The 13,351-nt window shown below is 70.1% G+C and carries 11 protein-coding genes; 7 read left to right on the plus strand and 4 right to left on the minus strand.

Annotated features, from left to right (window positions below):
• Positions 1-76 precede the first annotated feature (76 nt).
• On the plus strand, positions 77-1,453 hold the full coding sequence (locus GC203_RS16105; protein ID WP_293456563.1) for a cytochrome P450: 1,377 nt from the start codon (positions 77-79) through the stop codon (positions 1,451-1,453).
• Positions 1,454-1,458: 5 nt separating this feature from the next.
• Here the strand turns inward: GC203_RS16105 and GC203_RS16110 are convergent, their stop codons facing one another.
• Complete coding sequence (locus GC203_RS16110) at positions 1,459-3,153, minus strand: amidohydrolase family protein (protein WP_293456565.1); 1,695 nt, start codon at positions 3,151-3,153, stop codon at positions 1,459-1,461.
• 208 nt (positions 3,154-3,361) lie between these two features.
• On the opposite strand from GC203_RS16110, the gene GC203_RS16115 reads away from it, so the two are divergent.
• The gene (locus GC203_RS16115) at positions 3,362-4,114 is read left to right on the plus strand and encodes an enoyl-CoA hydratase-related protein (protein WP_293456568.1); all 753 of its coding nucleotides are present in this window, start codon (positions 3,362-3,364) and stop codon (positions 4,112-4,114) included.
• 58 nt (positions 4,115-4,172) lie between these two features.
• Positions 4,173-5,906 (plus strand): alpha/beta fold hydrolase, encoded by a 1,734-nt coding sequence (locus tag GC203_RS16120; protein ID WP_293456570.1) that lies wholly within the window; start codon positions 4,173-4,175, stop codon positions 5,904-5,906.
• Here the strand turns inward: GC203_RS16120 and GC203_RS16125 are convergent.
• Positions 5,863-6,516, minus strand: coding sequence for a metalloregulator ArsR/SmtB family transcription factor (locus GC203_RS16125; protein WP_293456572.1), 654 nt, complete (start codon positions 6,514-6,516; stop codon positions 5,863-5,865). The genes GC203_RS16120 and GC203_RS16125 overlap by 44 nt on opposite strands.
• A 53-nt stretch (positions 6,517-6,569) precedes the next feature.
• Here GC203_RS16125 and GC203_RS16130 point away from each other — a divergent pair, with 53 nt between their 5' ends.
• Together GC203_RS16130 and GC203_RS16135 are read left to right on the plus strand one after the other, a co-directional pair.
• Positions 6,570-7,997, plus strand: a complete 1,428-nt coding sequence (locus GC203_RS16130) for an MFS transporter (protein WP_293456575.1) — start codon at positions 6,570-6,572, stop codon at positions 7,995-7,997.
• Positions 7,998-8,049: 52 nt separating this feature from the next.
• Positions 8,050-8,961, plus strand: a complete 912-nt coding sequence (locus GC203_RS16135) for a hypothetical protein (protein ID WP_293456576.1) — start codon at positions 8,050-8,052, stop codon at positions 8,959-8,961.
• Positions 8,962-8,964: 3 nt separating this feature from the next.
• Here GC203_RS16135 and GC203_RS16140 read toward each other — a convergent pair whose 3' ends face one another.
• Positions 8,965-10,212, minus strand: a complete 1,248-nt coding sequence (locus tag GC203_RS16140; protein WP_293456578.1) for an aspartate kinase — start codon at positions 10,210-10,212, stop codon at positions 8,965-8,967.
• A gap of 188 nt (positions 10,213-10,400) precedes the next feature.
• On the opposite strand from GC203_RS16140, the gene ubiG reads away from it, so the two are divergent.
• Positions 10,401-11,150, plus strand: a complete 750-nt coding sequence (gene ubiG / locus GC203_RS16145; RefSeq protein WP_293456579.1) for a bifunctional 2-polyprenyl-6-hydroxyphenol methylase/3-demethylubiquinol 3-O-methyltransferase UbiG — start codon at positions 10,401-10,403, stop codon at positions 11,148-11,150.
• Between the two features lie 35 nt (positions 11,151-11,185).
• Positions 11,186-11,989 (plus strand): FkbM family methyltransferase, encoded by an 804-nt coding sequence (locus GC203_RS16150; protein ID WP_293456581.1) that lies wholly within the window; start codon positions 11,186-11,188, stop codon positions 11,987-11,989.
• A 1-nt stretch (position 11,990) separates the two neighbouring features.
• Here the strand turns inward: GC203_RS16150 and GC203_RS16155 are convergent, their stop codons facing one another.
• Positions 11,991-13,325, minus strand: a complete 1,335-nt coding sequence (locus GC203_RS16155) for a 2-hydroxycarboxylate transporter family protein (protein ID WP_293456583.1) — start codon at positions 13,323-13,325, stop codon at positions 11,991-11,993.
• Positions 13,326-13,351 lie beyond the last annotated feature (26 nt).

Genomic DNA, 13,351 nt, shown 5'->3' on the forward strand with positions numbered 1-13,351 from the left:
CTTTCATACCCCTGAACTGGCGATTGCCTGCGTCAGGGGCATGGCGGGCGGGGCGCTTCCCGCCTAGTTTACATAGGTGGCGCGCGTCGATCTGCCCAAAGCTCTGCTGAAACCGCCGTCCGTGATTCCGCCGGACGAGCCGCTGCCCTACTTCCACGCGGTCTGGAAGCTGCTCGACAATCCGATCGAGGCCTGGCCGCGGGCGGTCTACGAGGAGCCGTACTATCTGCGCGGCGACGAGCGGCAGATGTTCCTCTACGCCGCCGATCCGGCGATGCTGAAGGACATCCTGCTCGACAGGATGTCGGCCTTTCCCAAGGACTGGATGTTCGATCGGGTCACCAAGCCGGCGCTCGGCGAGGGCCTGCTGACCGCCCAGGGCGAGCACTGGAAGTGGCAGCGCCGCGCCGCCGCCCCCGGGTTCCGGCCCGACAACGTCGCGGCCATGACGCCGGCGATGGTCTCCGCGGCCGAAGCGGCGCTCGCCCGCTGGCGCGACATGGGCCAGGGCGCGCGCCTCGACATCGCCTCGGAGATGACCGCCATCACCTTCCAGGTGATCCTCGACACCATGCTGTCGGGCGGCGAGGGGATCGACGTGCCCGCCGCGGCCCAGCGCATCACCGACTACCTGGAGACCCTGGGCAAGGTGACGCCCGCCGACCTCTTCCGGCTGCCGCTGTGGACGCGGGTGGCCATGGCGCCGCGCGGCTATCGCGCGATGGTCTGGCTGAAGGCCATGGTCGACCGGATGGTGGCCCGCCGGCGGCAGGAGGCCGAGCGGGGCGACCTCGTCGACCTCCTGCTCCGGGCCGAGGATTCCGAGACCGGCCGGCGCATGGATGACGCCCTGCTGCGCGACAACCTGCTCACCTTCATCGGCGCGGGCCACGAGACCACGGCGCTGGCGCTCACCTGGTCGCTCTATCTCCTGGGCCTGGATCCCGAGGCGGCGGCCCGGGTGCGGGCCGAGGTGGCCGCCGTCGCCGGCGACGCCACGATCACCCAGGAGCATGTGGAGCGCCTCGCCTTCACCCGGCAGGTCGTTCAGGAAGCCATGCGCCTCTATCCCTCGCTGCCGCTGATGAGCCGCATCTGCGCCGAGGACGTCGAGGTCGGCGGCCTGGAGGTGAAGAAGGGGACGTTCGTCTTCATCCCGGTCTACGCCATCCACCGCCACCGCCGGCTGTGGCGCGATCCCGACGCCTTCGATCCCGACCGCTTCGGGCCTGCGGAGAGCGCCGGGCGGCATCGATTCGCCTACCTCCCGTTCGGCGGTGGCCCGCGCGTGTGCATCGGCCAGACCTTCGCCATGATCGAGGCCGTCGCGGTGCTGGCCACGCTGGTCCGCGGCGTCACCCTGGAGCCTGATCCTGGCCACCGCCTGCGCCTGCTGGTGCGCGTCTCCATGCGTCCCCAGGGCGGCCTGCCCATGACGCTGCGCCTGCGCTGAAATCCCTATGGCGTCCCGGCGAACGGGACGCGCGCCACGGGGGTCTCACCGCGCCGGTAGATCTCGCGGCCTTCCTTGATCGTCGCCAGCACCTTGATGTCGCGGATCGCCATCGGCTCCACGGTCAGCGGGTCGGCGTCCAGCACCACGAGGTCGGCCAGCTTGCCCGGCGTGATCGACCCGCGGCTCGCCTCGTCGAAGTGCTGCCAGGCCGGCCAGATGGTGACGGCGCGCAGGGCGTCCATCGGCGAGATGCGCTGGCCCGGTCCCAGGGCGTAGCCGCTGCGCGTCACGCGGTTCACGGCGCTCCACATCGCATGCATCGGATCGGGCGGCACGACTGGCGCGTCGGTGTGCAGGCTGAACCTCACGCCGGCCTTCAGCGCATCGGCCGTCGGGCTGATATAGGCGGCCCTGTCCGGCCCCAGGGTCTCCGTGCGGTGCCAGTCGCCCCAGTAGTAGGTGTGTTCGGCGAAGAAGGTCGGGAAGATCCCGAGTTCGGCATAGGCCTTCACCTGGTCGGGCCGCGTCACCTGGGAATGCACCACCACGGGCCGCGTGGCGCGGGCCTGCGGATTGACGGCGTAGGCGTGGCGCACGGCGGCCAGCAGCATGTCGATGCATGCGTCGCCGTTGCAGTGGGTCTGCACCTGCCAGCCTCGGCCCATGAAGGTCGCGTAGAGCCGCGACAGCTCGTCGGCCGGCACGGTCGGGAAGCCACGGTAGTCCGGTTTCTCGCCGGCCGGCGGATGGACATAGGGCTGGGTGAGATAGGCGGTCTTGCCCTGCGGCGAGCCGTCGGCGCTGATCTTCACGCCCGCGAACTTGAGGTGGCGCTCATAGGGGCCGCCGATCCGGATGCCCTGCTTGGCCACGAGGTCGTCGATGATCGTCCACTTCGGATACGAGGCGACGTCGATCTCGAGCGTCCCGTCGCGCTGGGCGTCGAGCAGCAGGCCCAGGGTCACGGGACTGGAGGTCTGGCCGTCCTGGGCGGTCGTGTAGCCCAGGCTCGCGTAATAGGTCTGGATTTCGCCGAAGGCCCGGCGGGCGTCCTCGGCGTCCATCCGCGGCGCGGCGGCCAGCGCCAGGAACACGGCTTGTTCCTCCAGCGCGCCGTTCAACTCGCCGTTCGCGTCGCGGCCGAGGCGCCCACCCTTGGGATCCGGCGTGTCGCGGGTCAGGCCCAGCCGGGCGAGGGCTGGCGTGTTGCAGCGCGCCAGATGCCCGGAGACGTGGGCCACGCAGATCGGCTGGACAGCCGACACCGCGTCCAGTTCGGCCCGGGAGGGGTGGCGCCGTTCGGCCAGCAGCGAGTCGTCATATCCGACGCCGAACACCATTTCGCCCGGCGCGGGATGGGCCGTCGCAATCCTTTCGCGCAGGACGCGCTGGATGTCGGCGATGGCGCGAGTGGTCCCGACCGGTGGCGGCGACAGGTCGGGCAGGCGCCAGAAGCCGACCAGATCGCCGATGTGGCTGTGCCCGTCCACGAAGCCCGGAACCATCACCTTGCCCTGGAGATCGACGATCCGCGCGCCGTGGCCCCACCGGCGCGTCACGGCCGCGTCCGAGCCGACCCCGACGATCCGGCCATCTTTCACCGCCACGGCCTGGGCGCGGGGATGGACGTCGTCCACCGTGATCACGACGCCGTTGCGATAGACCGTGTCAGCGCCGGCCGCCCTTGCCGATCCCACGCCGAATGTCGCCGCCAGCGCGACGGCCAGCGATAGCCCCGCCGCGAAACGGCGACTCCAGCAAGGACCCACGGCGCATTCCCCCTCGGTGTTTTCTCCACTCGTGCCGTGGCGGCGGGCGCGAGTCCACAGGCGCGGCGGCCTCGGCCGTTGCGCTGCCCGTGCGGAACGCGGCTACTCAGCGGAGGAATCCACGGAGACGCCCGCCATGGCCGACGACGACATCCTCAAGGTCGAAACGCTTGAGAGCGGACTGGAACGCGTCACCATGAACCGGCCAGACCGGCTGAACGCGCTGAACCATCCGCTGGCCGAAGCGCTGCTGGCCCATTTCGAGTCGCGGCGGCGTGACGAGGACGTCCGGGTGATCCTGGTCTGCGGGGCCGGGCGCGGCTTCACGGCGGGGGCCGACCTGAAGGCCATGGGCCAGCCCGACGCCCTGCGCGACGGGCCCAAGGGCGACTGGGTGTTGCGCGACCTGATGAAGGCCATGCGCGCCTGCCCGCAGCCGATCGTCTCGCTGGTGCGCGGGCCGGCGGCCGGTGGGGGCCTGGCCATCGCGTTGGCCTCGGACATCATCGTGGCGTCCGAGACCGCCGCCTTCCATTCGGCCTTCATCAGCATCGGCCTGTCCGGCGCCGAACTGGGCGTGGGCTGGCGCCTGCAGCGCGCCATCGGGATCTCCAAGGCGCGCGAGATGCTCTACACGGGCCGGCCGCTGAAGGCCGACGAGGCGCTTGCCACCGGCCTGGTCTCGGCCGTCGTCCCTGACGCCGAGCTGGACGCCTATGGCCTGGCGCTGGCCGCCGACATGCTGAAGGCTCAACCGGACGCGCTCCGCCTCACCAAGCGCAGCCTCGATGCGACCCTGGAGGCGGTGAGTTTCGACGCCGCCGTCGAGATCGAGGAACGGGCCCAGATGCTGATGATCAACCGCAGGCCGCCGCGTCGCGACCCTTGAGCTTGGTGGCGCTCCGGCGCATCGTCGCATCCTGGAGACGAGGGGATGGGGCGGAAGCATGCGGCGATGGCTCGCGTTCGCGCTGGCCTGGGTGGTGATCCTGGCCGGAGCGTTTCTCGCAAACAGGGTGCAGACCTCGGGCGGGGCGGTCGTGGTCTCGGAAGTGAGGATCCCGGCCGAAGAGGGCGTGACCCTATCCGGGCTGCTGTACGTCCCGAAGACGGCGACGGCCGCGGCGCCCGCGCCGGCGATCCTGGCCTCGCACGGCTACATCAACACCCGCGAGATGCAGAGCCCGTTCGCCATCGAGCTCTCGCGCCGCGGCTTCGTGGTGCTGGCCATGGACATGACCGGGCACGGCTATTCCGGCGGCATCGTCGGCACGGCTGGCTTCGGCGGGCCGGCGGCGCTGCGCTATCTGAAATCGCTGCCGTTCGTCGACAAGGGGCAGATCGGGTTGGAAGGCCATTCGATGGGCAGCGGCCCGGTGATGGCCGCGGCGCTGTCGGATCCCGACGGCTACCGTTCGATCGTTTTGGAAGGCTCGACCCCCGGCCTGCTCGGCGCGCCGGCGCCTGAGAAGCCGCGCAACCTCGCCGTCGTGTTCGGCAAGCTCGACGAGTTCGCCGAACTGATGTGGCAGGTGAAGCGCGGCGGCCTCGTCGAGGAGTCCAAGCGCCTGCAGGAGATCTTCGGCGCGACCGGACGCGTGGAGGAAGGGCGGCTCTACGGCTCGATCGCCGACGGCACGGCCCGCATCCTCGCCAATCCGCGCGTCACCCATCCCTGGGAGCATTTCTCGAAGTCGGGCGTCGGCGCCGCGGTGAGCTGGTTCCAGCGGACGATTCCGGCGCCGGCCGCCAAGCCGCCCTCGGATCAGGTCTGGATCTGGAAGGAGGTCGGCACGCTGATCGCCTTCATCGGCATGGTCGGACTGATCCTGGCGACCTTCGACCTGCTGGTCTCCCTGCCGCTGTTTTCCGGGATCGACCATCCCGCCGAACCGATCACCGAGCGCCACGATCCGCGCTGGCTGCTGGCGCTGGTGACCACGGCGATCATTCCGGCGCTCACCTATCTGCCGCTGATGAAGGTGGGGCAGGTGTTCTTCCCGATGGCCCTGTTCCCGCAGTGGGTGCAGAACCAGCTTCTCATCTGGGCGCTGGGCACGGCCCTGATCGGCTTCGTGGTCGGCCTGCTGTTCCGGCGGGGCAAAGCCGCCTTCACCCACAAGATCGGCCTGTCGGTCGCCGCGGCGGCCGCCACCATGGGCGTGGCCTATCTCTCGCTGGTCCTCGTCGACGCCGTCTTCAAGGTCGACTACCGCTTCTGGATCGTGGGGTTGAAGCCGCTCAGCGCGGCGCGCGCGCTGGAACTGCCCCCCTATCTCGCCTTGTGGACGGTCTTTTTCCTGGTCACCCTTCGAGGGCTGGCGGTGAACGTCGCCGTCCGCGGCGAGCGCCTGTTCTGGGCCTGGACCTGGGCCAAGTTCGCCATGGCCGGCGGCTTCTTCATCTTCGTGCTCTGGGAGTACGGCACCCTGTTCGCCACGGGTTTCCTGGCCACGCCGTCCGAGCCGCTGAACGCCATCATCGCCATCCAGTTCGTGCCGCTGCTAGGGATCATCGGGGTGATCGGCGCCTTCGCCTACCGGCGCACCAACAGCTACATCCCCGGCGCGCTGATCTGCGCGCTGCTGATCAGCTGGTACGTCACCTCCGGCACGGCCAACCACTGGGCGCCGGGCTTTACGCCGCAACTGCCCGGGGCCGCGGCGCCGGCGAAGAGGTGATCCGGTAGGCGCAGCGGCGCGCGCCGGCCAGCAGGTGGTCGACCCGCTCGACCTCCACACCGGGGCCCAGGACCTGTCGGAACACGTCCAGCTCGGCGCGGCAGAATCCCTGGCAGGCGGCCGCCGCCGCGCAGATCGGGCAGTGGTTCTCCACGAGGAGGAAGCCGCCGCCAGGGTCGGGCGACCAGTCGGCCATATAGCCTTCCGCCGTCCGAATCTCGGAAAGTCGCGTCACGCGGGCTTCGAGGCTCTCGGCCTTCGCCATCGCCGCCGTGTAGCCCCTCGCCGTCGCCGTCTCGCGCCGGGCCACCAGCCGCTCGAGCCCGGCCTCGCCGAACTCGGCGCGCACCGCCTCCAGCATTTCGAGCGTGAGTTGGGCGTGGGTGTCGGGGAACCGCGCCTGGGCGGCCTCGGTCAGCGACCAGATCCGTCGCGGCCGGCCCACGCCCCGGCGCTCGTCGGCGTGTTCGACGAGTCCGTCGGCGACGAGCCGCTCGAGATGCTGTAGGGCGGCCTGCCGGCTGACGCCCAGCGCGCGCGCCAGCGCCACGGTGTCGGCGGGTCCGCGGGTCTTGATCTGGAAAAGGATGCGTTCGGTCGGCGTTCGCATTTGACAATCAGATCGTTGCAAAATTTCAGGTCCAGGTCTACAGCGAATTTGACATGTCCGAGGTTGTCAAATCTGAGAAGCCCGAAGGGGGGCCGCGTAATGACTGGGCCGACCTCCTGGCCGAGGGCCGGCTGCCGCGCTTCGCCCTGATCTGCCTGGGTGTGTGGCTCAACGCCGCCGACAGCCTCGTCACCTCGACCATCATGCCCAGCGTCGGCGCCGACCTCGGCGGCTACGCCTATTTCGCCTGGGCGACGGCCGGCTATCTGGTCGGCGCGATCCTGGCGGGGGCCAGCGCGGGGCGCTTCTCCGAGATCTTCGGCCTGCGCGGCGCGACCGCCGCGGCGGGCGTCATCATGGCCGGCGGCTGCGTGCTCTCCGCGCTCGCGCCCGACGTCGGCCTGTTCCTGACCGGGCGACTGATCCAGGGGCTGGGTTCGGGCTGGATCTCGGGCTTCGCCATGGTGGCCATCGCCTTCCTGTTCCCCGAGCGGCACCTGGCGCGCGTGTTCGCCGCCGTAACCTTCGTCTGGGGCATCGCGACGGTGCTCGGGCCGCTGTTCGGCGGGCTGGTCGTCGAAACGGGCGACTGGCGCGACGTCTTCTGGCTCTTCGCTCTGCAGTCCGGCGTCTTCGCCGTGGCCGCGCCCTTCCTGCTGGGCGGGACCCAGGGCGGCGGCGGCGGGCCTGGCGTGCCGTGGACCCAGCTCGGCGTCCTGGGCGTCGGCGTGGCGGCGATCGCCGTGGCCGACACGGTCGGGGCGCCGGCCCTGTCGATCGGCCTGGTGATGGCCGGCCTGGCGGTGCTGGCGCTGGTGATCTTCATCGACGGCCGCGCCCGCGTGCGTCTGCTGCCGCATCGGGCGGGCGACCTGACCACCATTATCGGTTCGGGCTATTTCTCCATGTTCGCGCTGACCGCCGCCTCGATGGGCTTCGCGATCTATGGGCCGCCGATCCTGCAGCAGCTCCGCGGCTTCTCGCCCCTGTGGGCAGGATATGCGATCGGCGCCGAATCCCTGGCCTGGACGGTTTGTGCGATGGCCGTCGCCGGCGTGACCGGCGCCTGGGACGCGCGCTGGATCCGCTTCGGCGCCCTCTGCCTGATCGCCAGCCTGGGAATCCTCACCTGGAGCATGGCCGATGGGCCGCTCGTCTGGATGCTGACCGGCGGGGCGCTGATGGGCGCGGCCTTCGGCTTCTCCTGGGCCTTCATGACGCGCCGGGTGATGACCGCCCTCAGCGACGAGGATCGCGCCATCGGCTCGTCGGCGATCACCGCCGTGCGCCAGACGGGGGCCGCCGCCGGGGCCGCGATCTCGGGCGTCGCGGCGAATCTCGCTGGCTTTTCCGACGGGCTCACCGACGCCAGCGCAAAGGCCGCTTCAGTGTGGGTTTTCGCCTCGGTGATCCCTTTGGCGCTGGTCGGAACCTGGGCCGCCTTCCGGCTGACCGGATCGGCGCGAAGGGCGGCTACGTAGCCTTACCAGTCTTGCCGGTTCGCCCCGTCGGCGCTTTCATCATGAGGTGGACTTGGTCGAGCATCCCATGAACGAGGCGTTGCGCGAGCAACGGACGATGCTCGCACGCCTCTCGTACAGCTTCCTCCTCGACGAGATCGGCGGTGGGCTCGCGGGGCTTGCGCCCCTCGATGCGTTGCTCGTGCTGGCGATCAATCAGGCCAACATCATTCCGCTGACCCGCGACCCGTCGGCGCGCGCCCGCTACGGCCAGCTCGACGCCCCGGCGCTCGACCACGAGCGCCGGCCGGTGAGCATCAACGCCATCGCCGGTTCCCTCGATCTGCCGTTCGAGACGGCCCGCCGGCGCATCCGGCGGCTTGCCGCGGACGGCGTCTGCGCGCTCTCGTCGGAAGGCGTGATCGTGCCCGCGAGCTTCCTGGTCTCGCCCGGCTACCTGGAATCGGTGATGGCGGGGCACGACCGCATGCGCCGCTTCTACCTCGATCTGCGCACCCGCGGGCTGCTCGACCCGCTGCCCGCGCCCAACTACGACCTGGAGGGCAGCGTGCCTGTGCGCGCCGCCGTCCGCCTGCTGTCCGACTACCTGCTGCGCTCCACCGAGGGCCTGATGCGCGAGACCGGGAACGTCATCTCGATGATGATCCTGACCGCCTTGCTCGCGGGCTCGCTGCAGGATCGCGACGGCGGGCGCCTGCCGTCCATGCGCGCGCTGGTTCAGCGGCTCAAGCTGCCGCCCGAGACGATCCGCCGTCATGTGACCCAGCTGACGGAGGCGGGGCTATGCGAACGCGGCCGGTCCGGCCTGGTCGTGCCGGCGGACGTGTTGGCCAGCGACCGCTTTGAGCGCCTGTTCGCCGACAACGCCACGAACGTTCAGCGGCTGATGGCCGGCCTGGCCGAGCGCGGCGTGACGCTGGCCTGGGACACCGGCGGCGCGCTCGACGGCCGTCAGATGGCCTGACCGCTAGAGCTGGTCCAGCCCATAGGCGGCATGCAGGGCCCGCACGGCCAGTTCGGTATAGGCCGCGTCGATCAGCACGCTGATCTTGATCTCCGAGGTCGAGATGACCTGGATGTTCACCCGCTTGTCGGCCAGCGCCTGGAACATGGTGTTGGCCACGCCCGCGTGGCTGCGCATGCCCACGCCGATGACCGAGACCTTGGCCACATCGTCATCGACCCGCACGTCCTGGAAGCCGATCTCCTGCTGCTTGCCGCGCAGGATCTCCACGGCCCGCTGCGCGTCGCGCTTGCCGACCGTGAACTCCATGTTCGCCGCGTCCTCGGTGCGAGCATGGCTCTGGACGATCATGTCCACGTTCACATTGGACTCGGCCAGGGCGCCGAAGATCGCGGCCGATACGCCCGGATGGTCGGGCAGGCCGAAGAGGCTGATCTTCGCCTCGTCGCGGCTGTAGGCCACGCCGCTCACGATCCGCTTCTCCACGATCTCCTCCTCGTCGCACACGATGGTGCCTTGTCCGGGCGCTTCGCCCGGCTCCACGAAACTCGAAAGCACGCGCACGGGCACGTGGTGGGCCATGGCCAGCTCCACCGAACGCGTCTGCAGCACCTTGGCGCCCAGCGAGGCCATCTCCAGCATCTCCTCGTAGGAGACCTTGGCCAGCTTCTTCGCCTTGGATTCGATGCGCGGGTCGGTGGTGTAGACGCCGTCCACGTCGGTGTAGATGTCGCAGGCGCCGCCCAGCGCGGCCGCCACGGCCACGGCCGAGGTGTCGGATCCGCCGCGGCCCAGGGTGGCGATGCGGCCGTCGCGGGTCACGCCCTGGAAGCCCGCGATCACCGCGATCTCGCCGGCGTCCAGCGCCGCGCCCAGCTTCTCGGGCGGAATGTCGTCGATGCGCGCCCGGCCGTGGGCGTCGTCGGCGATGATGGGAATCTGCCAGCCCAACCACGAGCGCGCGCGGTGGCCCATGTTGCGCAGGGTCATGGCCAGGAGGCCGGCGGTCACCTGCTCGCCCGAGGCCACGACCACGTCGTACTCGTCGTCGGACGCCGGGACGCCCTGCGCGGCCGGACCGGCGCCGTCGGTCCAGGCGACCAGCTCGTTGGTCTTGCCGGCCATGGCCGAAACCACCACCGCCACCTGGTGGCCCGCGGCGACCTCTGCCGCCACGAGCCGCGCCACGCGCCGGATGCGTTCCAGGTCGGCGACGGACGTACCGCCGAATTTCATCACCAGCCGGGACATGGGCCTGAAGGGAACCGCCTTTGCTGCGCCGCCGAAGGGTTGCGCCTTCTAGCGACGCTTAGGCCGGCCCGCAACGCCCGGAATCTGCCCTTTCGTCTGGGCCGGCTGCGTCAAAAGGGCAAAGCTTGCCTCCGAGGCCCGCGGACAGCCGGTTCCAGCCGGTGGGGTTGAGGAGTAAAGAGCGGCCCATGCCCGCCGCCGCCTCCAGCATCGATCCCGCCGACGTCGAACGCTTCTCGCGCATCGCCGCCGAATGGTGGGATCCGCGCGGCAAGTTCGCGCCGCTGCACAGGTTCAATCCGGTCCGTCTGGCGTTCATCCGCGACCAGGCTCTCTACCGCTTCGGCCGCGATGGCGCGGCGCGCCGGCCGTTCGAGGGCCTTCGCCTGCTCGACATCGGCTGCGGCGGCGGCCTGCTGTCCGAACCCATGACCCGGCTGGGCTTCCAGGTCACCGGCGTCGACGCTTCGGAGCGCAACATCGCCACGGCCTCGACGCACGCCGCCGAACAGGGGCTTTCCATCGACTACCGGGCCTCGACGGCCGAGGCGCTGGTCGAAGCCGGCGAGCCGGCCTTCGACGTGATCCTCAACATGGAGGTGATCGAGCACGTGGCCGACCCGGGCGCGTTCCTGCGCGACTGCACGGCGCTGTTGAAGCCTGGCGGGCTGATGATCGTGGCCACCCTAAACCGGACGCTCAAGGCCCTGGCCCTGGCCAAGGTGGGCGCCGAGTACGTCCTGCGCTGGCTGCCCCCCGGCACGCACGACTGGAACAAGTTCCTGAAGCCCGACGAGATTCGCGGCTTCGTGACCCAGGAGCCGGTCGTTGTGGACGGCCCCTTCGGCGTCGTATTCAACCCGCTCACGGGCCGATGGACGGAATCGGCCGACACGGACGTGAACTACATGATGACGGTGGTTCGCGACGCGGCCTGAAGTTGGGGCCCGGGCCGCGGGGCAGGGGAGTTTGGATGGCTTCGTTACGCGTGCTGGGTCACGCCTTCCGCGCCTGGCGGCGCAACCGCACCTGGGCCAAGCACGAGCCCGAGACCCCCTATCTCGCCGACCTGCTTTCCGGCGCGCCGGTCTGCCTGCACGTGGGCGCCAGCGATGGCCGCCATTCCTACGTCATGACGCAGGTGGCGCCGAAGGCGCGCATCTACGCCTTCGAACCTTCGGCCTTCGCCTTCGAGGTGCTGAAGCTCTGCGTCAGCTGGCACGGCATCGGCCGCCAGGTCACGCCGGTCCACGCCGCCGTCTCCGACCAGCCGGGGGAAATGCTCCTGGTCACGCCGAAGAAGACCTCGGGCCGCATGGGCCGCGCCTACGCCTATGTGGCCGAGACCGCCCCGAACGGCCCGGCCCGGCCCGACCTCGACGACACCGGCATGGAGCTGCAACCGACCCCGGTCGTCACCCTCGACAGCTGGTGCCGCGAGCACGGCGTCGACCGCGTCGACTTCATCCGCATGGACATCGAAGGCGCCGAGCAGAAGGCGCTGGAGGGCGCACTGGAGATCCTCGACCGCGACTGCCCCCACGTCCTGCTCGAGATCCACCCCCCGATGCTCCAGGCGCGCTTCGGCGGCTCGGGCCAGGAGGTGCTGGAGATCTTCCGCCGCCGCGGCTACCGCATGTTCGCCCTCGACGGCGATCGGCTGGAGGAGCGCACGACGCTGGTCGAAGGCGTGCCGTGGAAGGACTACTTCTTCATCCACCCCATGCGCGCCGCCCGCCTGCCGGATGGCGTGTTCAAGGCGCGCATGGCGGCGTAGGTCACACCCCGAACCGGGCGAAGGCGATCAGGGCCAGGGTCACCGTGATCGCGCCGCCGATCCGCGTGGCGATCTGGGCGAAGGGCATCAGCTGCATCCGGTTCGCCGCGGTCAGGATCGCCACATCGCCGGTGCCACCCTGGCCGGAGTGGCAGGCGTTGACGATCGCCGTCTCGATCGGGTGCATGCCCACGAAGCGGGCGGTCAGGAAACCCGTTCCCATCAGCGTCGCGACGGTGGCCACGATGGTGATCACGGTGGGGGCGTTGAAGGCCGCCACGATCTTCTCCCAGGGCGTCTTGGCCACGCCGATCGCGAACAGCAGCGGATAGGTCACGCAGGCGGAGAAGAACTGATAGTTGGCGTAGGCGCCGGCCTCCAGCGTGGGCGTGGCAAGCCGGCCCAGCTTCACGATCACGGCCAGGCCCAGCATCACGATCGGCCCCGGCCAATGCCAGAGGGTCTGGGTGAGCGCGCCCAGCAGGTAGAGCGTCACCACGGTCACGACGGCCGCGCCCACGGTCTGGGGCGTGACGACGGGGCGTTCGGCATGATCGCCCGTCAGCACGACGTCATGCTCGCCGATCTGCAGTTGTCCGTCGCCGGTCAGGTCGGGACGGCGCTTGCCCACATAGTTGAGCAGGCCGGCGAGGATGATGGCCGTCAGGCTTCCAAGCATCACCGAGGGCAGCACCTCGGCGAAGTACTCGCCCTGGGGCAGGTGGGTGACCTGCGCATAGCCCACCGAAAGCGGGATCGCCCCTTCGCCCACCCCGCCGGCCATGATCGGCACGACGATCTTGAACACGGTGTGCTTCAGGCCCAGGCCCAGCGCCGTCCCGACGCCGCACCCCACCGCGAACGCCGCGAGCGAGCCCAAGGCCAGCGGCGCGAAGATCTTCAGGAAGCCGGCCAGCAGCACGCGGCGGTCCATGCCGAGGATGCTGCCCACGATGATCGAGGCGATGAACAGGTAGAGGAAGTTCGACTGGTCGGTGAACTCGGTGATCGAGGTCACCAGCGCCGCCGGCAGCACATGGGCATAGACCAGGAACGACGGCACGAAGGTGGCGAAGATCGCCGCCGAGCCGAGGTTCTTCAGCACCGGCAGGCGCTTGCCGATCTCGGCGCAGGCGAACCCGCCGACGGCGAGCACCGCGATGCTGGTCAAGATGTCGGAGCGCGCCTCGCCGCGGGCGACGGACAGGCCGACGATCACCGCGATGAGCGCCGCCACGGGCAGCGGCACGATCCCGATCCGCGTGTCCATCAGCCGCTGCCAGATCCGCAGCGGCGCCGGCGCGCGCGGAGCGGCGCGGTCGCCCTCGACGGTCATCGACTGTTTCCCCCTCGCTTTTCGGT

This window comes from Phenylobacterium sp. (assembly GCF_016124325.1).
Taxonomy (GTDB): domain Bacteria; phylum Pseudomonadota; class Alphaproteobacteria; order Caulobacterales; family Caulobacteraceae; genus Phenylobacterium.